The sequence below is a fragment of the Mycobacterium sp. E136 genome (assembly GCF_001666865.1).
In the GTDB taxonomy this organism is placed as follows: Bacteria; Actinomycetota; Actinomycetes; order Mycobacteriales; family Mycobacteriaceae; genus Mycobacterium.
Map to the genome: position 1 here is coordinate 1 of NZ_LZJE01000038.1, position 25,847 is coordinate 25,847.

The 25,847-nt window shown below is 66.5% G+C and carries 26 protein-coding genes; 14 read left to right on the forward strand and 12 right to left on the reverse strand.

The window, feature by feature from the left end; all coding sequences use genetic code 11:
- The 3 genes from A5698_RS03165 to fadD17 form a co-directional block, all read left to right on the forward strand.
- Window positions 1-898 (forward strand): acyl-CoA dehydrogenase family protein (locus tag A5698_RS03165; protein ID WP_231967285.1); only part of this gene is annotated, 898 nt, incomplete at its 5' end.
- An 8-nt stretch (window positions 899-906) separates the two neighbouring features.
- On the forward strand, window positions 907-2,004 hold the full coding sequence (locus A5698_RS03170; RefSeq protein WP_068293217.1) for an acyl-CoA dehydrogenase family protein: 1,098 nt from the start codon (window positions 907-909) through the stop codon (window positions 2,002-2,004).
- Window position 2,005: 1 nt separating this feature from the next.
- Complete coding sequence (gene fadD17 / locus A5698_RS03175) at window positions 2,006-3,511, forward strand: long-chain-fatty-acid--CoA ligase FadD17 (protein ID WP_068293219.1); 1,506 nt, start codon at window positions 2,006-2,008, stop codon at window positions 3,509-3,511.
- Window positions 3,512-3,591: 80 nt separating this feature from the next.
- Here the strand turns inward: fadD17 and A5698_RS03180 are convergent, their stop codons facing one another.
- Together A5698_RS03180 and A5698_RS03185 are read right to left on the reverse strand one after the other, a co-directional pair.
- On the reverse strand, window positions 3,592-4,713 hold the full coding sequence (locus A5698_RS03180) for an NAD(P)H-dependent flavin oxidoreductase (RefSeq protein WP_068293290.1): 1,122 nt from the start codon (window positions 4,711-4,713) through the stop codon (window positions 3,592-3,594).
- Between the two features lie 5 nt (window positions 4,714-4,718).
- The gene (locus A5698_RS03185) at window positions 4,719-6,407 is read right to left on the reverse strand and encodes an acyl-CoA synthetase (protein ID WP_197506617.1); all 1,689 of its coding nucleotides are present in this window, start codon (window positions 6,405-6,407) and stop codon (window positions 4,719-4,721) included.
- 33 nt (window positions 6,408-6,440) lie between these two features.
- On the opposite strand from A5698_RS03185, the gene A5698_RS03190 reads away from it, so the two are divergent.
- Window positions 6,441-7,241 (forward strand): crotonase/enoyl-CoA hydratase family protein, encoded by an 801-nt coding sequence (locus A5698_RS03190; RefSeq protein WP_067084305.1) that lies wholly within the window; start codon window positions 6,441-6,443, stop codon window positions 7,239-7,241.
- Window positions 7,242-7,328: 87 nt separating this feature from the next.
- On the opposite strand, the gene A5698_RS03195 is transcribed toward A5698_RS03190, so the two are convergent.
- Genes A5698_RS03195 through A5698_RS03205 form a run of 3 tightly spaced genes read right to left on the reverse strand, consistent with a single transcriptional unit; the run spans window position 7,329 to window position 10,343 of the window.
- A complete protein-coding gene (locus tag A5698_RS03195; protein WP_068293227.1) occupies window positions 7,329-8,534 on the reverse strand; it encodes a cytochrome P450 in 1,206 nt (401 codons plus the stop codon).
- A complete protein-coding gene (locus tag A5698_RS03200; RefSeq protein ID WP_068293236.1) occupies window positions 8,531-9,250 on the reverse strand; it encodes an acetoacetate decarboxylase family protein in 720 nt (239 codons plus the stop codon). The genes A5698_RS03195 and A5698_RS03200 overlap by 4 nt, the downstream gene beginning before the upstream one ends.
- A gap of 52 nt (window positions 9,251-9,302) precedes the next feature.
- Window positions 9,303-10,343 carry an LLM class F420-dependent oxidoreductase gene (locus A5698_RS03205; protein ID WP_068293239.1) on the reverse strand — a complete coding sequence of 347 codons (1,041 nt, stop codon included), beginning with the start codon at window positions 10,341-10,343 and terminating at the stop codon, window positions 9,303-9,305.
- Between the two features lie 58 nt (window positions 10,344-10,401).
- On the opposite strand from A5698_RS03205, the gene A5698_RS03210 reads away from it, so the two are divergent.
- The 5 genes from A5698_RS03210 to A5698_RS03230 are packed head-to-tail and all read left to right on the forward strand — an operon-like array spanning window position 10,402 to window position 14,989.
- Window positions 10,402-11,406: a Zn-ribbon domain-containing OB-fold protein gene (locus A5698_RS03210; protein WP_068293242.1), complete on the forward strand. Its 1,005-nt coding sequence runs from the start codon at window positions 10,402-10,404 to the stop codon at window positions 11,404-11,406.
- A gap of 10 nt (window positions 11,407-11,416) precedes the next feature.
- Window positions 11,417-12,502, forward strand: a complete 1,086-nt coding sequence (locus tag A5698_RS03215; RefSeq protein ID WP_197506619.1) for a thiolase family protein — start codon at window positions 11,417-11,419, stop codon at window positions 12,500-12,502.
- A complete protein-coding gene (locus A5698_RS03220; protein WP_068293244.1) occupies window positions 12,502-13,677 on the forward strand; it encodes a thiolase family protein in 1,176 nt (391 codons plus the stop codon). The genes A5698_RS03215 and A5698_RS03220 overlap by 1 nt, the downstream gene beginning before the upstream one ends.
- Before the next feature lie 11 nt (window positions 13,678-13,688).
- Window positions 13,689-14,567 carry a TIGR03619 family F420-dependent LLM class oxidoreductase gene (locus tag A5698_RS03225; protein ID WP_068293249.1) on the forward strand — a complete coding sequence of 293 codons (879 nt, stop codon included), beginning with the start codon at window positions 13,689-13,691 and terminating at the stop codon, window positions 14,565-14,567.
- A 5-nt stretch (window positions 14,568-14,572) separates the two neighbouring features.
- Window positions 14,573-14,989 (forward strand): nuclear transport factor 2 family protein, encoded by a 417-nt coding sequence (locus A5698_RS03230; RefSeq protein WP_068293253.1) that lies wholly within the window; start codon window positions 14,573-14,575, stop codon window positions 14,987-14,989.
- Here A5698_RS03230 and A5698_RS03235 read toward each other — a convergent pair.
- Entirely contained in the window at window positions 14,986-15,972 is a 987-nt protein-coding gene (locus A5698_RS03235) for an MOSC domain-containing protein (protein WP_197506621.1), read from the reverse strand. The two genes, A5698_RS03230 and A5698_RS03235, sit on opposite strands and share 4 nt — an antisense overlap.
- Before the next feature lie 111 nt (window positions 15,973-16,083).
- Here A5698_RS03235 and A5698_RS03240 point away from each other — a divergent pair, with 111 nt between their 5' ends.
- A complete protein-coding gene (locus A5698_RS03240; RefSeq protein ID WP_068293255.1) occupies window positions 16,084-16,743 on the forward strand; it encodes a hypothetical protein in 660 nt (219 codons plus the stop codon).
- A gap of 3 nt (window positions 16,744-16,746) precedes the next feature.
- Here the strand turns inward: A5698_RS03240 and A5698_RS03245 are convergent, their stop codons facing one another.
- Complete coding sequence (locus tag A5698_RS03245; RefSeq protein WP_067287944.1) at window positions 16,747-17,277, reverse strand: gamma carbonic anhydrase family protein; 531 nt, start codon at window positions 17,275-17,277, stop codon at window positions 16,747-16,749.
- 131 nt (window positions 17,278-17,408) lie between these two features.
- On the opposite strand from A5698_RS03245, the gene A5698_RS03250 reads away from it, so the two are divergent.
- The 3 genes from A5698_RS03250 (at window position 17,409) to A5698_RS03260 (ending at window position 19,758) form a co-directional block, all read left to right on the forward strand.
- On the forward strand, window positions 17,409-18,566 hold the full coding sequence (locus tag A5698_RS03250; RefSeq protein ID WP_068293256.1) for a 3-ketosteroid-9-alpha-monooxygenase, oxygenase component: 1,158 nt from the start codon (window positions 17,409-17,411) through the stop codon (window positions 18,564-18,566).
- The gene (locus A5698_RS03255) at window positions 18,563-19,042 is read left to right on the forward strand and encodes a hypothetical protein (protein WP_068293259.1); all 480 of its coding nucleotides are present in this window, start codon (window positions 18,563-18,565) and stop codon (window positions 19,040-19,042) included. Before A5698_RS03250 ends, A5698_RS03255 begins: the two co-directional genes overlap by 4 nt.
- Before the next feature lie 107 nt (window positions 19,043-19,149).
- The gene (locus A5698_RS03260) at window positions 19,150-19,758 is read left to right on the forward strand and encodes a sensor domain-containing protein (RefSeq protein WP_231967286.1); all 609 of its coding nucleotides are present in this window, start codon (window positions 19,150-19,152) and stop codon (window positions 19,756-19,758) included.
- A 9-nt stretch (window positions 19,759-19,767) separates the two neighbouring features.
- Here A5698_RS03260 and A5698_RS03265 read toward each other — a convergent pair whose 3' ends face one another.
- The 3 genes from A5698_RS03265 to A5698_RS03275 are packed head-to-tail and all read right to left on the reverse strand — an operon-like array spanning window position 19,768 to window position 22,819.
- The gene (locus A5698_RS03265; protein ID WP_068293267.1) at window positions 19,768-20,913 is read right to left on the reverse strand and encodes a sulfotransferase family protein; all 1,146 of its coding nucleotides are present in this window, start codon (window positions 20,911-20,913) and stop codon (window positions 19,768-19,770) included.
- The gene (locus A5698_RS03270; protein ID WP_068293270.1) at window positions 20,910-21,692 is read right to left on the reverse strand and encodes an SDR family oxidoreductase; all 783 of its coding nucleotides are present in this window, start codon (window positions 21,690-21,692) and stop codon (window positions 20,910-20,912) included. Before A5698_RS03270 ends, A5698_RS03265 begins: the two co-directional genes overlap by 4 nt.
- Window positions 21,692-22,819, reverse strand: coding sequence for a hypothetical protein (locus A5698_RS03275; RefSeq protein ID WP_068293273.1), 1,128 nt, complete (start codon window positions 22,817-22,819; stop codon window positions 21,692-21,694). The genes A5698_RS03270 and A5698_RS03275 overlap by 1 nt, the downstream gene beginning before the upstream one ends.
- 84 nt (window positions 22,820-22,903) lie before the next feature.
- Between A5698_RS03275 and A5698_RS03280 the strand changes: the two genes are divergently transcribed.
- Complete coding sequence (locus A5698_RS03280; protein WP_068293282.1) at window positions 22,904-23,827, forward strand: IclR family transcriptional regulator; 924 nt, start codon at window positions 22,904-22,906, stop codon at window positions 23,825-23,827.
- A 202-nt stretch (window positions 23,828-24,029) separates the two neighbouring features.
- On the opposite strand, the gene A5698_RS03285 is transcribed toward A5698_RS03280, so the two are convergent.
- Both A5698_RS03285 and A5698_RS03290 read right to left on the reverse strand, forming a co-directional pair.
- The gene (locus A5698_RS03285; RefSeq protein WP_068293287.1) at window positions 24,030-24,440 is read right to left on the reverse strand and encodes a hemophore-related protein; all 411 of its coding nucleotides are present in this window, start codon (window positions 24,438-24,440) and stop codon (window positions 24,030-24,032) included.
- A gap of 119 nt (window positions 24,441-24,559) precedes the next feature.
- The coding region (locus A5698_RS03290; protein WP_286144301.1) for a helicase-related protein at window positions 24,560-25,847 on the reverse strand (1,288 nt) is incomplete at its 5' end.

The window sequence follows — 25,847 nt, forward strand, 5'->3', positions numbered from 1 at the left end:
CGGCCAGCCACACATAGTCGGCGTAGGCGATCAGGCTCGTCCACATCTTCTGGCCGTTGATCACATAGTCGTCGCCGTCGAACTGCACTTCTCGATCGGCTACTCCGAGCCCGGGGCGGGCACCGATCTGGCGTCGCTGCGCACCACCGCAGTTCGCGACGGCGACGACTATGTGATCAACGGCCAGAAGATGTGGACGAGCCTGATCGCCTACGCCGACTATGTGTGGCTGGCCGCGCGCACCAATCCCGAGGCCAAAAAGCACCGCGGGATCTCGATGCTGATCGTCCCCACCACGGCCGAGGGGTTCTCGTGGACGCCGGTGCACACCATGGCGGGCGTCGACACCAGCGCCACCTATTACCAGGACGTGCGGGTGCCCGTGACCAACCTGGTGGGTGAGGAGAACGCCGGCTGGAAGCTGGTGACCAACCAGCTCAACCACGAGCGCGTCGCACTCGTGTCTGCTCAGCCGATCTTCGTGGCGCTGGGCGGAGTTCGTGAGTGGGCCCAGAACACCAAGGACGTGCACGGCAACCGGTTGATCGACTCGGAGTGGGTGCAGCTCAACCTGGCCCGGGTGCACGCCAAGGCCGAGGTGCTCAAGCTGATCAACTGGGAACTGGCGTCCGCCGACGACGCCGCCCCCTCACCCGCGGACGCGTCCGCGGCCAAGGTGTACGGCACCGAACTGGCCACCGAGGCCTACCGTCTGCTGATGGAGGTGCTGGGCACCGCGGCCACCCTGCGCCCCGGCACGCCGGGGGCCCTGTTGCGCGGGCGGATCGAACGGATGCACCGCAGCTGCCTGATCCTGACGTTCGGCGGCGGCACCAACGAGATTCAGCGCGACATCATCGGCATGGTCGCGCTCGGCCTGCCCCGAGTGAACCGATAGGACCCGCCATGGATTTCAAGACAACCGAAGCGTCGGAGGATCTCGGCGGATTGGTCCGCACGATCGTCGACTCCGTCGTGACGCCGGAGCGCCAGCGTGAACTCGACGGGCAGGACCAGAGGTTCGACAAAACGCTGTGGGGCAAGCTGATCGAGGCCGACGTGCTGTCGGCCGCCGCTCCCGAGTCGGTGGGCGGCGGCGGATTCGGCGTGCTCGAACAGGTGGCCATCCTGGTCGCACTCGGCAGGCAGTTGTCCGCGGTGCCCTACCTCGAATCGGTCGTGCTGGGCGCCGGCGCGCTGGCCAAGTTCGGCCCGGACGCGCTGCAGCAGGAGTGGGCGGTGCCCGCGATCAAGGGCGACAAGGTGCTCACCGTCGCGCTCGACGGCGAGATGGGTCAGGGTCCGGTGCAGGCCCAGTCGAGCGACGGTGGCTACCGGCTCACCGGGTCGCGCACGCAGGTTCCGTACGGTCCCGTGGCCGACGCATTCCTGATCCCGGCCGAAACAGATTCGGGCGTCAAGGTTTTCCTGGTCGCCGCGGCGGACCCCGGCGTGACGGTCGAGTCGTTGAGCACCACCGGTCACGGCAGCATCGGACACCTCGAACTGCAGGGCACCCAGGTCGATGCCGGCCGCGCGGTCGGCGACGCTGATGTCGCCGCGTGGCTGACCACCCAGACGATGTTGGGCCACAGTGCTTTTCAGCTCGGTGTGCTCGAGCGCGCACTCGAGCTCACCGCGGAATATGCCCGCGAACGCGAGCAGTTCGACCGGCCGATCGGCAGCTTCCAGGCGGTGTCGTCACGACTGGCCGACGGCTACATCGACGTCAAGGCGCTCCGGTTGACCCTGACCCAGGCCGCGTGGCGGCTCTCCGAGGATCTTCCGGCCGATCTCGACGTGGGCACCGCCGCGTTCTGGGCCGCCGACGCCGGTCACCGCGTCGCCCACACCACCGTGCACGTGCACGGCGGGGTCGGGATCGACATCGACCACCCCGTGCACCGGTATTTCCTGGCGGCCAAGCAGACCGAGTTCGCGGTCGGCGGCGCCACGGGGCAACTGCTGCGCATCGGCCGGGAGTTGGCCGATACGCCCGCGTGATGTGAACAAGCTGCCCACGGTCGCCGACCTGTTGGCGCCCCTGATCGACGTCGACGACCGCGGCGTGCTCTTCGAGGAGACGTTCACCACCTGGCGTGATCACCTGCGGGACGCCGCGGCCGCCGCCGCCGCGTTACGGGCGCGCCTCGATCCCGACCGGCCCCCTCACGTCGGGGTGCTGCTGCAGAACACGCCGTTCTTTTCGGCGGTCCTCGCCGCCGCGGGACTGACCGGCATCGTGCCGGTCGGCCTCAACCCCGTCCGGCGCGGGGCGGCGCTGCAGCGCGACATCACCCATGCCGATTGCCAACTGGTGCTTGCTGATTCGGGATCACGAGACGTGATCGACGGTATCGACCACATCGATGTCGACTCACCGGAATGGGCAGCCGAGGTGGCGGCCTTCGCCGGTGCGCCGGTCGAGGTGCGGCAGGCCGATCCCACGGACCTGTTCATGCTGATCTACACATCGGGCACCAGCGGTGACCCGAAGGCCGTCAAATGCAGCCACGGCAAGGTCGCGGTGGCGGGTGTGACGATGACACAGCGCTTCGACCTGGGACCCCGCGACGTCTGCTACGTATCGATGCCCCTGTTCCACTCGAACGCGGTGCTGGTCGGCTGGGCGGTGGCGCTGGCCTCGCAGAGCTCACTGGCGTTGCGTCGCAAGTTCTCCGCCTCGCAGTTCCTGCCCGATGTCCGTCGCTTCGGCGCAACGTACGCGAACTACGTGGGTAAGCCGCTGTCGTATGTCCTTGCCACACCGGAGCTTCCGGACGACGCGGACAACCCGTTGCGGGCGGTGTACGGCAACGAGGGTGCGCCTGCCGATGTCGAGCGGTTCGCGAAGCGGTTCGGCACGGTGGTGATGGACGGGTTCGGTTCGACCGAGGGCGGGATCGCGATCGCCCGCACACCGGACACTCCCCCGGGCTCGCTGGGTCCGCTGCCACCCGGCACCGAGATCGTGGACGTCGACACCGGCGAACCGTGTCCACCGGGTGTGACCGGTGAGCTGGTGAACCTCTCGGACGCAGGGCGTTTCGAGGGTTACTACAACGATCCGGAGGCCGACGCCGAGCGGATGCGCGGCGGCGTGTACCACAGTGGCGACTTGGCGTACCGCGACGAGAACGGTTACGCGTACTTCGCGGGCAGGCTGGGCGACTGGATGCGGGTCGACGGCGAGAACCTCGGCGCGGCACCGATCGAGCGGGTGCTGCTGCGGCACCCCGACGTCGTGGAGGTGGCGGTCTACGGGATACCCGCGCCCGATGTGGGCGACCAGGTGATGGCCGCGCTGACCCTCACCGAAGGCGCGACCTTCGACACCGATACGTTCCGCGAATTCCTCTCGGCGCAGCCCGATCTCGGGCCGAAGCAGTGGCCGTCGTACGTGCGGATCAGCACGGCGCTGCCGCGCACCGAGACGTTCAAGGTGATCAAACGGCAGCTGGCCGCCGAGGGCACCGACTGCGCCGACCGCGTGTATCCGATCCCGCGATAGCGCATACGTCGCGCCGAGCGTGGGGTTGTGTCACGCATTCCGCGAATCCACGTGCGTCGAGCCCACGCTCGACCGGGAAGTCAGTCGCCGCGGATGCCGTCGAGGCGGCGGGTGGCCTCCTCGAAACCCTCCACCAGCTCGGCGATGATGTCGGCGACCGGGCGGATCTCGTTCATCCGCCCCACGATCTGACCCACCGGCATCGCCACGGTGTCGGGGTTGTCCGACTCGTTCATCCGCTGATGGGCCTCGCTGACGAGAATGTTCTGCAGCGGCATCGGCAACGGCTCCGGCGCGTCGGGCGCATCCCACGCGTCGGTCCATTTCGTCTTCAGCAGACGAGCGGGCTTACCGGTGTAGATCCGCCGGCGCACGGTGTCGGCCGACGTCGCCCGCAGCAGCCCCTCCTGGATCGTCGAGACGCCGCCGGGCTTGCGGTGCCCGAGGTCGTACTCGGCCGCCGTCAGGAACGCCGAACCCATCCACACACCCGACGCGCCGAGCGCCAACGCGGCCGCGACCTGCCGGCCCGTGCCGATACCGCCGGCCGCCAACACCGGGGCCTTCCCGCCGAGCGCGTCGACGATCTCCGGCCACAGCACCATCGAGCCGATCTCACCGGTGTGGCCGCCGGCTTCGTGGCCCTGCGCGACCACGATGTCGACGCCGTTGTCCACATGGCGCTGAGCGTGTTTGGCGCTGCCGGCCAACGCGGCGACCGGAACTCCCGCGGCGTGCACCTGGTCGATGACATCCTTCGGTGGTGACCCGAGCGCGTTGGCGATCAGCTTGATCGGATGCTTGAGCGCGACCTCCACATGTGAGCGTGCCACGCTGTGCAGCCAGCCGAGCACACCCTCGTTGCGCGCCCCGTCCTCGGGCAGCGGCGGAACCCCGAGATCGGCGAGCGTCTTGTCGACGAAGTCGCGATGGCTCTGCGGGATCAGCTTGTCGATGTCGACCGCGGTGCCCTCCTGGGGCACCTTGGCGGGCATCACCACGTCGACGCCGTAGGGCTTGCCGTCGGTGTTCTCGTCCATCCAGCACAGCACGTCTTCGAGATCGTCGGCCGAGTTGAACCGCACGCAGCCCAGCACGCCCAGCCCGCCGGCCTTGCTGACCGCGGCGGCGACCTTCTCCGACGGCGTGAACACGAAGATCGGGTACTCGATGCCGAACCGATCGCAGAGTTCAGTGCGCATCCCGGTCACGACGCCGATCCCACATGGTTGGCATGCACATCGTCGGCAGGCCGCTCCTCGGTGGTGTCCTTGGCCCACCGGTAGTCCGGCTTACCCGCCGGGGTCCGGTGGATCTCGTCGACCCACCAAACCTTGCGCGGCACTTTGTAACCCGCGATCTCGCGGCGCACGAACGTGTCGAGATCGGCCAGCGTCGGATTGGTGCCCGGCCGGCGGTGCACGACGGCCGCCACGCACTGACCGTAGCGCTCGTCGGGCACCCCGACCACGAGCGCGTCGAACACGTCGGGATGGCCCTTGAGCGCGGCCTCGACCTCTTCGGGGTAGATCTTCTCGCCGCCGCTGTTGATCGACTGCGAACCGCGGCCCAGCATCGTGACCGTGCCGTCGGCCTCGACCTCCGCGTAGTCACCGGGGATGGCGTAGCGAATTCCGTTGAATGTCTTGAACGTCTCGGCGGTCTTTTTCTCGTCCTTGTAATAGCCGACCGGGATGTTGCCCTTCTTCGCGATCAGCCCGCGCACACCCGATCCGGGCTTGACCTCGTTGCCGTTCTCGTCGAGCACGACGGTGCGGTGATCGATCGTCACCCGCGGACCGCCGGTGTGCGACTGCCCCTTGGCCACGATGCTGGTGCCGCCGAAACCCGTCTCCGAGGACCCGATCGAGTCGGTGATCACCCGGTTGGGCAGCAGTTCGAGGAACTTCTCCTTGATGCTGGTGGAGAACAGTGCGGCGGTGCTCGCCAGCAGGAACAGGTTGGAGAGGTCGGGCTCGCGACCGGACTCGTGCAGCTTTACCAGCGCATCGAGCAAGGGGCGGCCCATCGCGTCGCCGGTGAAGAACAACAGGTTCACTTTGTGCTTCTCGATGGTCTGCCACACCTCGTCGGCATCGAACTCCGGTGCCAGCACCGTGGTCTGACCGGAGAACAGCGACATCCAGGTCGCCGACTGGGTGGCGCCGTGGATCATCGGCGGGATCGGGTAGCGGACCATCGGCGGGTTCTCCGCGGCCGCCTTCGCCAGGTCGTACTCGTCCTTGACGAACTCGCCGGTGGCGAAATCGGTGCCGCCGAAGAGCACCCGGTAGATGTCCTCGTGGCGCCACATCACGCCCTTGGGGAAGCCGGTGGTGCCGCCGGTGTACAGCAGGTAGATGTCGTCCTCGCTGCGGGGTCCGAAATCACGTTCCGGTGAACCCTGTTCGAGGGCGGAGTAGAACTCGACGCCGCCGTAGCGCTCGAAGTCGTCGTCGCTGCCGTCCTCGATCACCAGGACGGTCTTGACCGCGGGGGTCTCGGGAAGCACGTTCGCGACGCGGTCGGCGTAGCGGCGCTCGTGCACCACCGCGACCATGTCGGAGTTTTCGAACAGGTACTTCAGCTCGCCCTCGACGTAGCGGAAGTTGACGTTGACCAGGATGGCCCCGGCCTTGACGATGCCCAGCATCGCAACGACGATCTCGTTGCGGTTGCGGCAGTAAAGGCCGACCTTGTCGTCCTTCTTGACGCCCTGGTCGAGCAGGTAGTGGGCCAACCGGTTGGCCTGCTCCTCCAATTGGGCATACGTCAGCTGGTCGTCGCCGCAGATGAGGGCGACACGGTCTGGCACAGCGTCGATGGCGTGCTCGGCTAGATCAGCGATGTTCAGGGCCACGGAACCTAAACTAGAACGTGTTACATTTCCAGACAAGTCTGTGGCATCGACGCTGGAAGGCGAACCCCCGTGAGTGATCCCCAGAAGGGCCCTGACGCCCTCATTGAGCAGCGCGGACACACCCTGATCGTGACGCTGAACCGGCCGGAGGCGCGCAACGCGCTCTCGACCGAGATGCTCTCGATCATGGTCGAGGCCTGGGACCGCGTGGACAACGATCCCGAGATCCGCACCTGCATCCTCACCGGCGCCGGCGGCTACTTCTGTGCGGGTATGGACCTCAAGGCCGCGACGGCCAAACCACCGGGCGACTCGTTCAAGGACGGCAGCTACGACCCGTCGCGCATCGACGCGCTGCTGAAGGGCCGACGGCTGACGAAGCCGCTGATCGCCGCGGTCGAGGGCCCGGCGATCGCCGGTGGCACCGAGATCCTGCAGGGCACCGACATCCGCATCGCCGGCGAGAGCGCCAAGTTCGGCATCTCCGAGGCCAAGTGGAGCCTGTACCCGATGGGCGGCTCGGCGGTGCGCCTGGTGCGCCAGATTCCGTACACCATTGCGTGCGATCTGCTGTTGACCGGACGCCACATCACCGCCGCGGAGGCCAAGGAGTACGGGCTGATCGGTTACGTGGTGCCGGACGGAACCGCGTTGGACAAGGCGTTGGAGATCGCCGAGGTGATCAACAACAACGGCCCGCTCGCCGTGCAGGCGATCCTCAAGACCATCCGCGAGACCGAGGGCATGCACGAGAACGAGGCGTTCAAGCCCGACACCGCCAACGGCATCCCGGTGTTCCTCAGCGACGACGCCAAGGAGGGGCCGCGAGCGTTCAAGGAGAAGCGGGCCCCGAACTTCCAGATGAAGTAGGCCCGCGGCGTCGTCCCGCGCCCTCGCTCGGTTGTGAAACCTGCGACGGTTTCGGTCCGATTTCCGTCGCTCGTTTCACGAACTGGACTAGAGCACCTTCGCCGTCGGCGTGAACACCACCGGCATCTTCTCCAGACCGCTCACGAAATTGGCGGGCCGCAACGGCAACTCGTCTCGGGAGGCCAGCCGCAGATCGGGCAGCCGCTGCAGCAGTTTGGTCTGCATGATCGACAGCTCGAGCCGCGCCAGCTGGTTGCCCAGGCAGAAATGCGTGCCGAAGCCGAACGCCAGGTGGTTGTTCGGATAGCGCTCGATATCGAAAGACTCCGGGTCGTCGAACACCTTCTCGTCGAAGTTGGCCGACTCGAACAGCAGGATCATCTTCTCGCCCTCTTTGAGGGCCGTTCCGTGGAATTCGGTGTCGGCGGTGATCGTCCGCGCCATGTTCTTCACCGGCGCCGTCCAGCGCAGCATCTCCTCGATCGCGTTGGGCAGCAACGACAGATCGGACGCGAGGCGCCGATGCTGATCGGGGTGCAACAGCAACTGCCGGGTGCCGCCGGACAACGTGTGCCGGGTGGTCTCGTCGCCGCCGATCAACAGCAGCAGCACCTCGGTGACGATCTGATGGTCTTCGAGCTTGCTGCCCTCGACCTCGGCGTGCACCAGCACGCTGACCAGATCGTCGGTCGGCTCGTCCTTGCGGACCGCGATCATGCCCATCATGTATTCGCTGTAGGCCGCGAACGCGTCCATGGTGACCTGGAACTGCTCGGGATCCGCGGTGCTGCTCAGGAAGCTGACCAGGTCGTCGGACCATTTGAGGAACATCTCGCGTTCCTCGGGACGCACGCCGAGCATGTCGCCGATGACGGCCATCGGCAGCGGCGCCGCGATGTCCCAGACGAAGTCGCACTCGCCGCGCTCACACACATTGTCGATCAGCGTGTCGCACAGGTTCGCGATCGAGCCCTCGAGGTCCTTGACCCGCTTGCGGGTGAAGCCGGCGTTGACGAGCTTGCGCCGCAACAGGTGCTGCGGGTCGTCCATCTCGATCATCATCTCGACGCCCGGCTGGTCGGGTCGGATGCCGCCGGCGTTGGAGAACAACTCCGGGTTGCGCTCGGCCTCGATCACCGCGGCATAGGTTGCGGCGGCGGCCAATCCGTTGCGGTCGCGGAAGACCGGCTCGTTCTCGCGCATCCACTTGTAGACCGACCGCGAGTCGCCTGCGTAGAAGGCGCCGTCGGTGAGGTCGACGTCGGGTTTGGTCTGCGGTGCCGTAACAGTCACGATCGAAGCTCCTCTGCATCCGCGAACGACATCTCCACGTTCGCAGCCGAACTGGAGAACAACGCGCGTTTGGGAAAGCCTAGCGACGCCAGTTCCTTCGCATAGGGATGTTCGCCTAGCCGGACCCGGGCGCCGCCTGGCCGGTAGCGCACGTCGCTGAGCCTCATCTCGCCGACGGTCCGGCGCAGCACCCCGTCGCGGCACGAGTAGGTGGGGTGCGCCTGCGGCTTGGACGTGAACGCCGCGGGGGCCGCGAGGCCGGGCCGGAAATCCATGCCGACCGCGAACTGGCCGTCGATGCTGACGTCGAACGAGTAGGTGTGCCCGTCACGAATCGTGAACTCCGACATGACCTTCGGATAACCCCAGATCTTGGTGCCTGCCTCGAGGGTGAAGGCCTGGTCGACCGGCAGGTGGTGGATGAACGCGCCCGCCGACTGCAGGGCCCGCGGCCCGGACGCATCCGATCCCGGCGGGTTCACCATCACGTTCGTGCCGTACTCGTAGTACTGGCCGAGGTCGCCGTCCTCGTAGCGCATCAGCATCAGCACCACGATCGCGCGTCCCGGCAGGAACCGGCAGACCTTCAGCCCGCTGTAGTCGATCATTCGTTGGGCGGCGTCGGCGTTCACCGAGAACATCGCCATGTGCTGGTGCGCTTTGCGGATTTTCACCGGCATGGTGAGCACCGTGCCCGCGATGGTGTGCTGGGTCATCGCGTCAATCTAGAACGCCGGGTAGACAACAAGCAAGGAAGTGTCTACCCGATCAGACCAACGCGGCGAGATCCCGGATCTGCTCGGGTGAACGCGCGCCGACGACCATCATCGTCACGCCCGCGGCTTCCCATGCCTTGATCTGTTCCTGCACGTAACCGAGGTCGCCGACGATGGCCGAGTCGTCGACCAACTCGTCGGGGATGATCTTGGCCGCTCGCTCTTTGCCGTCCTTTTGTCCAGAGCGGAACAGCTTCGTCACGTCCTCGACGACTTCCGCATAACCCATCCGGCGGTAGACGTCGGCGTGGAAGTTGGTGTCCTCGGCACCCATGCCGCCCACGTACAGCGCCAGATGCGGCTTCATCAGCTCCATGATCTCGGCGCGGTCGTCGGTGACGACCACCTGGGCCGTCGCGCAGATCTCGAAGTCGGAGCGGCTGCGGCGCGCACCCGGGCGGGCGAAGCCCTCGTCGAGCCACTCGTTGTACATGTCGGCGATGCGCGGCGAGTAGAAGATCGGCAGCCATCCGTCGCAGATCTCGGCGGCCAGCGCGACGTTCTTCGGCCCTTCGGCGCCGAGCATCACCGGGATGTCGGCGCGCAGCGGATGAGTGATCGGTTTGAGGTTCTTGCCCAGACCCGTGGTGCCCTCCCCGGCCAACGGCAGCGGGTAGTGCGGGCCGTCGCTACGCACGGGCGCCTCGCGCGCCCACACCTGACGCAGGATGTCGATGTACTCACGGGTGCGGGCCAGCGGCTTGGGGAACTTCTGGCCGTACCAACCCTCCACGACCTGCGGTCCGGACACCCCGAGCCCGAGGATGTGACGACCGCCGGAGAGATGGTCGAGTGTCAGCGCCGCCATCGCGCACGCGGTCGGGGTGCGCGCGGACAGCTGGATCACCGACGTGCCCAGCCGCATGCGCGTGGTCTCGCGGCCCCACCACGCCAGCGGCGTGTAGGCGTCCGAGCCCCAGGCCTCGGCGGTGAACACCGTGTCGAAGCCGGCCTGCTCGGCGGCGGCGACCAGTTCGGCGTGATTCTCGGGCGGTTGCGCGCCCCAATACCCCAACTGCAGTCCGAGCTTCATTCGCAGACCTCATAACGGTGTCTTGAAACCATTGTTAGAACCTGTTCTACTCGATGCCGTGACCACCAGCCAAAGCAGCCCGGTGCAGATCGATCCGCATGAGCCGCCGCTTTCAGCGCCGCTAAGGCTCTCATTCGACTACACCCGTTCAGTCGGACCACTCCTGTCGCAGTTCTTCACCGCCCTGCGCGAGCGACGCATCGTCGGAGTGCGCGGTTCGGATGGGCGGGTGCACGTGCCGCCGGCCGAGTTCGATCCCGTGACCTACGAGCGATTGACGGAAATCGTACCGGTGGCCGCCGTCGGCACCGTGGTGTCGTGGACGTGGCAGCCGGCCCCCCTCGAGGGCCAGCCTCTGGACCGTCCGTTCGCCTGGGCGCTGATCAAGCTGGACGGCGCCGACACCCCGCTGCTGCACGCGGTCGACGCGGGTTCCGCGGACTCCATCAGCGCAGGAACACGCGTGCACGCACACTGGGTCGACGAGCCGGTCGGGGCCATCACCGACATCGCGTACTTCGTACCCGGCGAGGACGCCGAACCGCAGGGTCAACCCGACGACCGCGACCCGGTCACCGTCCAGGTGACGCCGTCGTCGATCGAGATCCAGCACACCGCATCCCTGCCCGAGAGCACCTTCCTACGCGCGCTCGAGGAGGGCAAGCTGCTCGGGGCGCGAACCAAGAGCGGCCGTGACGGCAAGCCCGGCAAGGTGTACTTCCCGCCCAAGGAGGCCGATCCGGCCACGGGCCTGGAGCTCGACGAGTTCATCGAGTTGCCCGACAAGGGCACCGTCACGACGTTCGCCGTCATCAACATCCCCTTTGCGGGACAACGCATCAAGCCGCCCTACGTGGCTGCCTACGTCCTGCTCGACGGCGCCGACATCCCCTTCCTGCATCTGGTGACCGAGATCGAGGCGAGCGAGGTCCGCATGGGCATGCGCGTGGAGGCGGTCTGGAAGCCCCGCGAAGAGTGGGGTTTGGGCATCGACAACATCGACCACTTCCGGCCGACGGGTGAGCCCGACGCCGACTACGACTCCTACAAGCACCACCTGTAAAGGGCTGGACGTGACCGATTCAAGAGATGTAGCAATCGTCGGGTTCGCGCACGCACCGCATGTGCGCCGCACCGACGGAACCACCAACGGCGTCGAGATGTTGATGCCGTGTTTTCACCGGCTCTACGACGAGCTCGGCCTGAAGCAGACCGACATCGGCTTCTGGTGCTCGGGGTCTTCGGATTACCTTGCGGGCCGGGCGTTCTCGTTCATCTCCGCGATCGACTCGATCGGAGCGGTGCCACCGATCAACGAGTCGCATGTCGAGATGGACGCGGCGTGGGCGCTCTACGAGGCCTACATCAAGATCCTCACCGGCGAGGTGGACACCGCGCTGGTGTACGGCTTCGGCAAGTCCAGCGCCGGTGTGCTGCGCCGCGTGCTGGCGCTGCAGACCGATCCCTACACCGTCGCCCCGCTGTGGCCGGACGCGGTGTCGATGGCGGGCCTGCAGGCCCGCTTCGGGCTCGACGCCGGCAAGTGGACCGCCGAGCAGATGGCTCAGGTGGCACTGGACGCGATGGCGGCCGCCGGCCGCACCGACAGCGAGAAGGCTCCGACTGCCTCAGACGAGGCGAAGGCGATCTCCGAACTCGTCGAGCGGCCGTACTTCGCGGATCCATTGCGCCGCCACGACATCGCGCCGATCACCGATGGTGCGTCGGCGATCGTGCTCGCCGCCGGCGAGCGGGCGCGTGAACTCCGCGAGAACCCGGCGTGGATCACCGGAATCGAACATCGCGTCGAGACGCCGATATTGGGCGCCCGAGATCTGACCACGTCGCCGTCGACGGCGGCGTCCGCCCAAGCGGCCACCGGCGGCGACACGGGATCGATCGACGTGGCCGAGATCTACGCACCGTTCACCCACCAGCACCTGATCCTCACCGAGGCCATCGGGCTGCCCTCCTCGACGAAGGTGAACCCTTCGGGCGGCGCGTTGTCCGCCAACCCGATGTTCTCCGCGGGTCTCGAGCGCATCGGGTTCGCCGCACAACACATCTTCAACGGTTCGGCGCAGCGTGTGCTGGCGCACGCGACGAGCGGTCCTGCGCTGCAACAGAACCTGGTGGCCGTTCTGGAAGGACACGCCTGATGTCGAAGAATCTCGCTGCGGTACTGGGCACCGGTCAGACGAAGTACGTCGCCAAGCGCCAGGACGTGTCGATGAACGGCCTGGTGCGCGAGGCCATCGACAAGGCGCTGGCGGACGCGGGCGCGACGATGGACGACATCGACGCGGTGGTGGTCGGCAAGGCGCCCGACTTCTTCGAGGGCGTGATGATGCCCGAGCTGTTCATGGCCGACGCCGTCGGCGCAACGAACAAGCCGTTGATCCGCGTGCACACCGCCGGTTCGGTCGGCGGGTCGACCGCGGTCGTGGCCGCCAGCCTGGTGCAGTCAGGTAAGTACCGGCGCGTGCTGGCGATGGCGTGGGAGAAACAGTCCGAGTCGAACGCCATGTGGGCGTTGAGCATTCCGGTGCCGTTCACCAAACCCGTCGGCGCCGGCGCCGGTGGGTACTTCGCCCCGCACGTGCGCGCGTACATCCGCCGCTCCGGGGCGCCCAACCACATCGGTGCGATGGTGGCAGTCAAGGACCGGCTCAACGGCGCCAAGAACCCGCTGGCGCATCTGCATCAGCCCGACATCACCCTGGAGAAGGTGATGTCATCCCAGATGCTGTGGGACCCCATCCGATTCGACGAGACGTGCCCGTCGTCCGACGGTGCCTGTGCCCTGGTGATCGGCAACGAGGAGATCGCCGAACAGCGTCTCGCCGAAGGCAATCCGGTCGCCTGGATTCATGCGACGGCGCTGCGGACCGAACCGCTCGCGTACTCGGGGCGTGACCAGGTCAATCCGCAGGCGGGCCGTGATGCCGCAGCGGCGTTGTGGAAGGCGGCCGGGATCACGAGCCCGATCGACGAGATCGACGTCGCCGAGGTCTACGTGCCGTTCTCGTGGTTCGAGCCGATGTGGCTGGAGAACCTCGGTTTCGCGCCGGAAGGAGAAGGCTGGAAGCTGACCGAGGCGGGCGAGACGGCGATCGGCGGACGCATCCCGCTCAACGCGTCCGGCGGTGTGCTGTCGTCGAATCCGATCGGTGCCTCCGGCATGATCCGCTTCGCCGAAGCGGCGATCCAGGTGATGGGCAAGGCCGGCGACCACCAGGTCGAGGGCGCCCGCAAGGCGCTCGGCCACGCGTACGGCGGCGGCTCGCAGTACTACTCGATGTGGGTGGTCTCCAGCGACAAGCCGACGGCCTGACCATGTCCCGTATGCAGTACACCTGCGCGGTGCCGATGTGTCAGATCGACCAGCTGACCGAGATCGCGAAGACGGCCGAGGAGGTCGGCTTCACCTCGATCGCGTTGCCGGACTCCATCTTCTACATGGAGAAGCAAGCGGCGGACTACCCGTACACGCCGGACGGCTCGCGGATGTGGGACGAGAACACCCCCTGGGTCGATCCGCTGATCGCCGCAGGGGCGATGGGTGCGGTGACGTCGACGCTGCGCTTCTACACCAACGTGATGAAGCTGGGTTCGCGCAATCCACTGCTGCTCGCGCGCCAGGTCGGCTCGGTGGCCAACCTGACCAACAACCGGTTCGGTTTCGGTGTCGGGATCGGTTGGGCCCCCGAGGAGTTCGAGTGGTGTGGCCAGCCGTACGCGCGCCGCGGCAAGAGAGTCGACGAGATGATCGAGGTGATCAAACTCGTGCTGGCCGGCGGCATGGTGGAGTTCCACGGCGAGTTCTACGACTTCGACAAGCTTCAGATGAGCCCGGCGCCCACCCAACCGGTCCCGTTCTACGTCGGCGGCCACACCGACGTCGCGCTCAAGCGCGCGGCACGCGTCGGCGATGGATGGACCAGCGCGATGATGACCGGCGAGCAGCTGGCCGAAACGATCGCCAAGTTGAAGGCGCTGCTCGCCGAATACGGCCGGGCCGACGACCCGTTCGAGTTCCAGGCCGTATGCATCGACAAGTTCGGCGTCGACGGCCACCGTGAACTCGCCGAATCCGGCGTCACCGACAACATCGTGATGCCATGGGTGTTCGAGGGACTGGGCTTCGACGCACCGCTGCAACCCAAGCTCGACGCGATGAAGCGCTTCGCCGAAACTTACATCCACTCGGGCTGGCAGGACTGATCCCGATGACCGTCACCAATCCGGACGCTCCGGTGCACCTGGCGGGCAAGCGATCCCGCGAGGCGGCGATCGCCCACGACAAGCAGGCCTGGCTGGACAACTTCGCCGACGACGCGATCGTGGAGGACCCCATCGGGCCGTCGCACTTCGACCCCGAGGGTAAAGGCCATCGCGGCAAGGAAGCCATCGCGAAGTTCTACGACATGGCGATCGCGTCCAGCGAGTTGCAGTTCAACTTCGAGAACACGTACCAGTGCGGTAACGAGGAGGCCAACGTCGGCCATATCGTCATCCGGTCCGCCGGTTACGAGGTGACGGCCGAAGGCGTGTTCACCTACCGCGTCGACGACGAGGGCAAGATCGTTGCGCTGAGGGCCTTCTGGGAGCTGGACCGCGCCACCGCGAGCGCACGAAAGATCTAGCGGCCGAGCCGGTCCGCGGCCGAGGCGGCGAGGCTCAACGTGAACCGTTTTGCCCGCCTGACCGCATCACCGAGCACGCGTTTGGGAACAGCCGCCCCGCGCAGATCGACCGCGTCGCCCACGCGCACCGCGCCCGCGGTGTCCACCCAGCAGTAGCTGCCCAGGCAGCGCTGTGCCCGCGCGGCGACGGCCTTGGTGATGCGGCGGTCGACCTCGAGGCCCGGCTGTCCGCGGCTCGGGACCACACAGCGGATCGTCGGCATCGTCACCTCCAGCACCGCGCCCCCCAGGGTGAGATGCCCACCGGTCCACTGCGCTTCAGGCAGCCCGTCGGACGGATCATCGAGCGCGAGAAGCACATTCGGCCGGAAGCGCCGTACGTCGAGAGGATCACCGCCCACGTCGGCGCCGACCGTCGCAAGACTCGTCATACTCAGCACGTGCACCGGCGCGAGGTCGACGAACATCCCCGGCGGCGTCGAGAAGCGAGCGAACATCGCGAGGTCGGCGATCCGGAACATCGAGACATCAGGCAGCTTCTCACCCTGATCGACGCCGAAGTCGGTGCGCAGCGAGGCGATCGACGCGTTGTCGCGTTCGTGCTTGCTCAGCCGGTGCAGGCTGGTGTCCTCGGCGGGCGGCAGCGCGGTCAGGCGCACCTCACGTCCCGCCAATTCCGACAGCTTGGCGTGCACAGCGTCGTCACCGCTGGACAACTCGCTTCCGTCCGGGAAGGTGATCGCGACCTCGGGCACGTTTCCGGGACCGGCGTCCGCGGGCAGCGGGGCGACGTACCGCGCGGTGGCGTTGAGCAGCGCCGGGAGGCGGCGCGCCGACGCGGTCACGTCGCGCTCGAGATCGCGCACCGCCCACAATCGGTCGCCGGTGACTCCGCGCGGGCCGATATCGACGTGCTCGACGCGTTCGCCGCCCAACGACTTCACTGGATAGCGCCACAGTTCGGCGACCCGACCGATGGTCATGGCGCCACGCTACCGCTCACCTGATCGGCCACAGCGCTGTGTCCAGTGCATTCGTCCGGTTCAGTACCTTCGGAAGACGAGCTCTACGCACACACACGGAGTCCGAATCCCATGTTTGAACACCGCCGTCTCACACTGTCGAAACCGCTGTCCGCGGCGGCGGTGGCGGCCGTCATCTGCGCCGTCACCGCCGGCTGCGACGACGCGTCCGGGCCCAACCCGAGCGGAGGCCTCGGAGTCCCGTCCGCGACCTCGTCCACGACGTCGGCGCCGGCCGCGCCCACGACAAGCCGCAGCGGCGATACGGCTGAGCCCGTGGACTACAGCCACCTGCTGCTCGAGGCGTCCGATCTCAGCGACGACGAAGACACCTTCACCGTCCAGTCGACGAACCCCGCGCCCGGAGGTCTGCCCGGGGCGAGCGCCCTGTTCGTCAATCAGGACGACACCCGCGCGATCTCCAACACGATCGTGGTCTACCCGGACGCCGAGACCGCGACCAAGACGCTGCGCGAGGCCATTCCCAGGCTCGACCAGGTGGTCGCCGACGCGACACCCCGACCGGTCCCGGTCGGCACTGACGGCACCATCGCCGTCGGTCAATCGATCGACCACAGCAAGGCGGTCACGATGCTGCTGTTCACCCAGGGCCCGGCGCTGGTGCGGCTCGAATTCCAAAGCGCGCTCGGCGACGCCACCACCGACGAGTTCGTGGTCAAGATCGGCAAGATGCAGGATGTCGCCCTTCGCGCCGGCCTCACGAAGCGGTAGCGATCACTCCTCGACGCGTTGCAGACCCGTCGAGTAACGACGCGCCAGCTCCTGGTACGCGCCGGGGTTGGTGTTCACCCACATCTCCGCGCCGGTTCCGGCGATCGGACCGCGCACCCTGGCCGGTGCTCCGGTCACCAGAACTTCGTCGGGGATCTTCGTGCCACCGATGACGAGCGAGTGCGCCGCGATCAGGGTGCGAGCGCCGATGACCGCCCCGTCGAGCACCGTGCAGTGATTGGCGAGCACCGCCTCCGCGCCGATGTGCGCGCCGTGCACGACGCAGGCGTGCGCGACCGTCGCGCCGGGTCCCACGTCGACGGGGATGCCCGGCGGGGCGTGCAGAACGCAGCCGTCCTGCACATTGGCGCCCTCACGCACCACGATCGGGGCGAAGTCGGCCCGCAGCACGGCGTTGAACCACACCGACGCACCCGCCTCGACGTGTACGTCACCCACCAGCGTGGCCGTCGGCGCGATGAACGCGTCCGGATCGATCGTCGGTGCGCGCCCCTCGAAGGAGTACAACGGCATCGTTTGGTTATACCCCTAGTTGGCGCGCGATGAGCGCTTCATGAGGAGGCGGATTACCTGCACAGATTGCGTGTGGAGCGGACAAAACTGTAACGTGTTCTAGTTAGAGACACAGAACCGGGAGGCCCACCGTGACTACCGACAGCGCGGGAATTCGTGAGATCGACACCGGCGCCCTGCCCGACCGGTACGCCCGGGGATGGCACTGCCTGGGCCCGGTGAAGAACTACCTGGACGGCAAGCCGCACGGCATCGAGATCTTCGGCACCATGCTCGTGGTCTTCGCCGACTCGCACGGCGACGTGAAGGTCCTCGACGGCTACTGCCGCCACATGGGTGGCAACCTCGCCCAGGGCACGATCAAGGGCGACGAAGTGGCGTGCCCGTTCCACGACTGGCGCTGGGGCGGCGACGGCAAGTGCAAGCTGGTGCCCTACGCGAAGCGCACGCCGCGGCTGGCCCGCACCCGCGCCTGGGAGACCGACGTTCGTGGCGGGCTGTTGTTCGTCTGGCACGACCACGAAGGCAATCCGCCACAGCCCGAGGTCCGGATCCCCGAGATCCCGGAGGTCGAGAGCGACGAGTGGACCGACTGGAAGTGGAACTCGATCCTGATCGAGAACGCCAACTGCCGGGAGATCATCGACAACGTCACCGACATGGCGCACTTCTTCTACATCCACTACGGCTTGCCGACGTACTTCAAGAACGTCTTCGAGGGCCACATCGCGTCGCAGTATCTGCACAACGTCGGTCGGCCCGATATCAGCGACATGGGCACCACCTACGGTGAGGCGCACCTCGATTCGGAGGCGTCCTATTTCGGCCCGTCGTTCATGATCAACTGGCTGCACAACAACTACGGCGGCTACAAGGCCGAGTCGATCCTGATCAACTGCCACTACCCGGTCACCCAGAACTCGTTCATGCTGCAGTGGGGCGTCATCGTCGAAAAGCCCAAGGGGCTGGACGAGGAGATGACCGAGAAGCTGGCCAACACGTTCACCGAGGGAGTCAGCAAGGGCTTCCTGCAGGACGTGGAGATCTGGAAGCACAAGACCCGCATCGACAATCCGCTGCTCGTCGAGGAGGACGGCGCGGTTTACCAGATGCGCCGGTGGTATCAGCAGTTCTACGTCGACGTCGCGGACGTCACCCCCGATATGACGGACCGCTTCGAGATCGAGGTCGACACCACGGCGGCGAACGAGAAGTGGCATGTCGAGGTCGAGGAGAACCTCAAGCGCCAGGCCGAAGAGAAAGAGAAGGCTGAACAAACGCAGTCATGAGCCCGCGCGACGAAGCCCCCGACTCTAGTCGGATTGTCGGCCCCGCCGACGTCGACCGGCTGGCGCGAGCGATGTTGCTGCTGCACGGTGGGCATGACGACGACCACGGCCACGGCGGTGGCTCGACAGCCGGAACCACCACGAAGGCACCGATTTTCGATGCCGAGCGGGCAGCGGCGCTGCGTGAGGCCACCCAACGCGATCGTGAGCGGTATCTGAGCTCGGGCCTGGTATCCGTCGACTGCCGGTTCTGCCACGTGTCGGTCGACGTCAAGAAGTTGGGACCGGCACACACCTCGGTGCAGTGGAACACCGAGGCGTCGCGACGCTGCGCGTACTTCTCCGAGATCCGGGCGTCCGGCGGCGATCCCGCCCGCGAGAAAGCCTGCCCCCGGCTGGCCGACAGCATCAAACACGCTGTGGCCGAAGGATGCCTGGAGGAGAAGTGCTCCGCGCCCCCGCCCGGCGACGGCTAGATCGTTCATCACCCGGCCTATCCCGTCGAGATGGGCCCACGCGCGATCCGAGGGACGTAAAGTCGCCCGAAATGCGGCGATTTTGGGCGACTTTCTGTCTGTTCGCGATGAGCGCTGCCGCCTGCACACGGGTCGTCGACGGCCCGCCGCCGACTCCGGAACCGCCGGTCGCGCCGATCACGGCCGGACAGATCGGCGACCTGCTGAGCCCGAAAGTGTCGAAGAGCGACGGCAACCTGTTCGTATCCGTCGAGCCGGCCGAGTGCGCGGGAGTGGCGCGCGAGGTCGACCCGCCGTTCATCGTCGACCACGATCCCGCGGCGTACGACGGTGGGCACTGGATGACCACGAACAGCGGTCTCGACGTGTACGTCGAAGAGATGATCGGCGTCTATCGAGCAGATTTCGACGCCGGTGAGGCCCTCGCACAAGCGAAGCGGACGATCGAGTCCTGCCACGGAACACCGTTCCGGGTCACCAGCATGGCCGGCCGCGACTATGTCTTCGAGCTCTTGGCACCGGTCGATTCCGGTTCACGCGAGATCGTGCTGTGGTCGTTCAAGGGTGACGACTGGGCATGCGACAGCGCGTTGATCGCCGCACACAACGCCGCCGTCGAGATCTCCACGTGCGGCCCTGCGAACGGCTATGACGTGAGATCACTGGCCGAGGACGCACTCGAGCGCATCAACAAGCTGGCGAACACCACCGCCTGAGCCGAACGGTCAGAGTCCCTTGAACCGCTCCTTGACCTCGTCGTCGGTCAGGCCGTAATCGGCCAGCGAGTACGAGTGTTTGGGTGCCCGCGGCCCTTTCTTGCTCTCCTCGTGCGTCGCGGTCATCGCGTCTCGTGCCTCGTCGGTGAACTCGATCCCGAACGCACGGTAGATGTCGGCCACTGCGCCGACTGGATCTTTGATCAACGCGAAGTAGTCCAGGTCGTAGAATTGCGCCGGATCGTGTTTCGCCCGTTCGGCATTGAACAGCTCCAGCCCTCGCGACCAGGTCTCCAACGAGTCGCGCCCGATCGTCTCGCCGACGAAGGTGGTGGACCATCCCTCGGTGGTGTGTTGGGCCAGCGAGCACATCGACGCCATGATCGTCTCCGGCGGGCGGTGGCACTGGATGACCAGCGCATCGGGATACGTCTTGAAGAGGGCGTCGAGCGCGAACAGGTGGCTCGGATTCTTCAGGACCCAGCGCTTCTCCGGTTCGTTGAGCCCGATCAGCTGAAGGTTTCTGCGGTGGCGCTGATACGGCTTCGTCCAGTCCTGTTCTGCCAACCATCGCGAGTACATCGGGATATGGGCCAACGTCTCGTATGACACCGAATGCAGGGACTGGCGCAGCAACTGCCAGCATTCCTCGACCTCGTCGGCGGTCATGTAGTGCAGGCCGGTGTAATCCGGATTCTCCGCGTGCGCCTTGCTGAACTGGGCGTCGAGTTGCGCGAAAACCGGGTTCTCCGACCAGGTTTCGCGAGGCGGCCGGGGCTGCGGGAACTCGGCGAGCCACAACTCCAGCCCTTGGTGTCGGGGGTCAGTGGCCAGTAGCCGGTGGATGGCGGTGGTGCCGGTGCGGGGCAGGCCCGTCACGAAGATCGGCTTGGAGATCTCGACGTCGGCGTGCTGCGGGTACTGCTTCCACGCCGCTTCCGACACCAGCCGCGCGACGAGCGCGTTACGCACGAAGAACCGCTGCATCTTGCTGCCGAACTCGGTGAGATCCGCGTCGCGGCGGTACGACTCGAGCAGCACAGCGAGAGCTTCGCGATAGTTGTCGTCGTCGCTGCCGAAATCGTCGAGACCGCAGGCCTTGGTGGCAGATGCGTGCAGATCCTCGACGGTGCCGACGTCGGTGCGAGGGCTCACGCCTTGTACTCCCCACAGTTGACATCCAGTGCCTGGCCGGTGATCCCGCTGGACAGGTCGCTGGCCATGAACAGGATCGCCGATGCGACCTCGTCCTCGGTGGGCAGCCTCTTGAGGTCGGACGCGGCGGCGGTCGCCTTGTAGATCTCGTCGACCGTGGTGCCGTACTTGCCCGCCTGATGGTTGAAGTAGCTTTCCAACGTTCCGCCCCAGATATAGCCCGGCAGAATGGAATTGACCCGAATTCCCTGCTCACCGAGTTCGGTTGCCAGCGACTGCGACATCGCCAGCAGCGCCGACTTCGCCATTTTGTAGGCACCGTACTTCGCCTGTGAATGACGCACCACCATCGAGTTCACGTTGACGACCGAGCCGTTGGCCTCCGCCAACGCCGGCGTGAAGCCCTGGATCAGGCGAAGCGCACCGAACACGGTCAACTCGATTGCATCGCGCATGTGCTCGAACGTGGTGTTGGCCAACGGCTTCATCGACGGCACGCGGAACGCGTTGTTGATCAGGACGTCGACCTTGCCGTAAGCCTTCATCGTTTTGTCGACGAGGTTGTTCACCTGCGCATCGTCGGTGATGTCCGTCCCGACCGACAGCGCCCGCCGACCCAGATCGGTGATCTGCTTGGCGACATCCTCCAGCCGCTCGACGGTGCGGGCGGCGAGCACGACGTCCGCACCCTCCTGCGCGCACCGGCGCGCGAGCGTCGTGCCCAAGGCCGGGCCGACGCCGCTGATGACGACGACCTTGTCTTGGAGGAGACCCGTCATCAGCCCACCATCCTGTTCTGAATCTGCTGCTGTCGCAATGCGATCCTCGCGCGCCAGTCGTCTTCGGAGATCTTGTTGCTGTCGTAGTACGGCAGCGCGTCGGCGACCTTGTCCACGTCGACGATCTCGACGGTCGGGCCGTCGGCCTCGGTCAGAGCGCGTGACAGGCGCTGCCACCGGAACTGGAGATATCCCTTGCGATGGCCGAGCGTCTCGCACCAGTTCGTGACGCCGGGGTTGGCGTCGGAGACGACGATACGGATCTTTTCATCCGGATCAGCCTGTGCCTGAGTGCCGTTCAGCGATGTCTGGTGGTTGATGTAGTCCAGCGAGATGTACCACAGGCTGCCGAGCTGGAAGCCGAGATACGGGGCGTCGGGCACGGGCAGCGTGATGATCATCGCCTGGTCCGGTCTCAGGTCGAAGTGACCGACCGACGAGTACTGGGTGGCCAGGCCCCCGGGAGTGAGCCGCGGCGCGACCATGGTGTTGACCGGCAGCGTGTCGTAGAACCACTGGGGGAACTGCAGCCAGGTCTTCACGCGCTGGACCAGTTGCTTCCCCGCCACCGCGTAGCGCTTCTCGATGAGCTCCTTGGTCGGCGGCGCAGGTGCGGTGCCCGCGGTGTCGGTGCGCGCGATGGCGATGTAGCCCCGCTGCGCGGACCAGTCGTTGTACACCTCGCGGACGACCAACTGCGACGGGCTGGTCGGCGTGAACCGCCACTCGTACGTCCCGTCCTCGGCGATGTCGAGTTCGCGGTCGTCGAATGCCGCCTGGCTCGGTGGCACGTTGTCGTCGGTGTACTCCCCGCCCAGCAGCTGGAAGGCCAGGTCGGTGGTGGTGCCACGTTTACCGGTGACGACGTACTCATGGCCGGGCTGCACCCGGGTCCCGAAGTAGAGGGCGTCCGGGTTGTCGAGGCCCATCTTCGTGAACGGTCCGGTTCCGGACTGCATGAAGGGATGGTCGCGGTCGTAGTCGAACGCCAGGTGAGCGCAGGCGGCTATACATCCGGCCAGATACTGCAGACCCTCGAGCAGGTCCGCCTCCGACTCGATGAACGGCGCAGTGGATACCAGGTGCTCGGCTTCGGCGATCGCGTCGATGAACGGCTGTGAGTACACACTGCGAAACTAGAACGCGTTCTAACGGTAGTCAATATACGGACCGACTTGGTTCAAATATGGAACGCTCGGTAGCCTTCGACCGTGAGCTCTCCAGAGTCGTCCGGTCGTGCATCGCCGCCGACCGAACGGGTCGTGCGCGTCCTCGACTTTCTGGCGCGTCACCCCGGCCAGCGGTTCGGCGTCTCGGAACTCGCGCGTCGTCTCCGGTTGAGCAAGCCGACGTGCCTCGGCATCGTGACCACACTGTCCGACGCGGGATACCTGGTGCGCGACCCGTCCGACAAGACCTACCGATTGGGACCATCGCTGATCACGCTGGGCCACCGGGCTCAGGAATCGCTGCGCGTGAGCCCCGCCGCCCGCGAGGAACTCCGGAGGCTGTCATCGCGATTCGGCGTCACGGCGGCCCTGTCGGCCGTGGTCGATGACCGGATCACGTTGTTGGACATCGTGTCTCCGCCCGGCGTGCGGCCCGGTGTCGAGATCGGTCAGAGCTACCCGTTCGCACCCCCCGTCGGGCTGATGTTCGTGCTGTGGGACGACGAGGCGGAGCGCAACTGGCTGGCCAAGGAGCCGACGCTGCCCTTGCGGACCGACACCGAGCGGCTGAACCGCGTGATCGCCGAATGCCGCGCAGACGGATATCTGGTCGAACGACTCACACCAGGTGGCCGGCGGCTCTACACGTTGATGGCGGGCATGTCGACACAGCTGCCCGACGAGTTGCGCGCGCTGCTCGGCGAGCTGGTGTCCGACATCGGTGAGCGCGTTTACCTGCGTGGCGAGAACGGGTTAGAAGGCAAACGCCGCTCCGCCAGATTCGATATCAGCGTCATCTCGGCACCGGTGTATGACCACTACCAGCGACAAATCATGGTGGCTTCGATGCACATCGGGAAAGCGCTGACCGACAATGAAATACACGAGCGCGCGCGCGCACTGGTGGCCACCGCGGACTCGGTGACTGCACAGCTGGGCGGAACGAAACCCCAAGGGGACGGTTAGACCAGCAAACATAGATTTTGGATTCGAGCGTTTTGCCCCGTCGCCTATCCGGTGACCCGATAAATCTCTCAACACAACAGCCGCCCTGCGGTGCGCAGGGCGGCTGTTCTGTTTGGGCGGCCCGCGACGCCGACATGAAAGCACTCACCGAAAGCACTCACCGCGCCGGCCGAAACCGACGCGGTGAGCGTGGGGTAACTGTTTAGGCGTCAGTCAACGCGGCCGAGATCGGCGTCGGTGTCACCTCGACACCACACTGGCTCGAGATCTCGGTGACCGGCTGGTTGATCGCCTTCAGCTCGGACTCAACCCGCGGGTTCTCCTCGAAATAAGCGCGGAAGTCCTGCTTGGCCTGGTCCTGCGGCTTTGCGGCGATCTCGGTCAGCGCCTCATTGGCCTCGGGGTTCGAGGCGAGGTAAGTGCTGGTCGAGGCCGACACCGTGCTCGAGGTGTTGGCGATCGCGCTCACGCTGCAGGTGGTGTCCTGCGTCGGCGCCGGGCCAGGCTGGGCGTTCACGACCGGTGTGACGATCGCGGCGGACCCGAATGCGAGCAAACCGCCTGCAAACATGCCGTACAGGCCGCGTCGAACGGTCGTTGCGGACATCTTCATCGAATCACTCCTTCGGTCTGCGACCCGTTGGCCGCTCCCTGATGCGTAACCGGCGTCGGGGGCGAGCTAAACAACCCCAGTACAGAGACGTCTCGGGGTCGGGGCGGCGCCGGGGGTGTTCAGCTTGCGCTGGCCAGGGCAAACGGCAGCACGGCCGGTGCGCCCAGCGCTCTGAGCAGCCGGGACGCGATGGTCAGCGTCCATCCGGTGTCGGTCACGTCGTCGACCAGCAACACCGGACCACCGGTGAGACCGGCTGGGTCGGGGGCCTCCCACGCACCCTGTAGTGCCGCGACGCGATACGCCGAGTTCGCCGCGGTCACCGGCCTGCGCTCGGGCGCGTACCGCAACACACCGAGATCGACGAGACGGCCGAGCCGGGCGAGTTCGCGGGCCAGCGAGGTGATCAACAGCGGATGCCTGTCCGAGTCCAGCGCCATCACCACGGTCGGGCGGCTCTCCCAATCCCACGCCGCCAGCACCCGCACGGCCGCCTGCACGACGTCGTCGGGCACCTCCGCGTCCGGCTCGTCCAGCAGCCGTCGCAGCCGCGCGCCCCAACCGAGATCGGTCAGCCGGCCGATGGTCCGGCCGGGTTCCGGACCATCGGCGATCTTGCCCTTGAGATCCAACCCGAGGGCACCCAGCCCGGTCGGCCACTGCTTGCGCGGCGTGATTTCGACACCGGGCCGCATCAGCCGGGTTCGGGTGTCCTCCACGGCAGCGGCGTCGACGACGGGCTCGTAACGCGCCCCCGTGCAGTTGTCGCAGCGGCCGCAACGCTCGCCCTCGGTGAGCTCGGGGTCGTCCAGTTGGGCGCGCAGAAACGCCATGCGGCAGCGGTCGGTCTCCTGATAATCGAGCATCGCCTGCTGCTCACGCTTGCGCGCTTCGTCGAGCTTGCGATAACGCGCCTCGTCGTAGACCCACTCCTGCCCCGTTCCGACCCAGCCGCCCCTGACCCGGCGCACCGCACCGTCGACGTCGAGCACCTTGAGCACCATCTCCAGCCGCGTGCGATTCAGATCGACGAGCGGCTCCAAAGCGGCCGTCGACTGCGGACGGTCCGGGTCCAGCGCTCGAATCACGTTGCGCACCATCGCTTCCGATGGGAACGCCACCGAGGAGAAGTACCGCCAGACGTCCTGGTCCTCGCGGCCCGGCAACAGAATCACCTCGGCGCTGGCCGTCGACCGGCCCGCGCGGCCGACCTGCTGGTAGTAGGCGATCGGCGATGAGGGTGCGCCGAGATGTACGACGAAACCCAGGTCGGGCTTGTCGAAACCCATGCCGAGTGCTGAGGTAGCGATCAGGGCCTTCACTCGGTTGGCCAGCAGGTCGGCCTCGAGTTGTTCGCGTTCGGCGGCCTCGGTCGAACCCGTGTAGGCCGCGACCGGATGGTCCCGC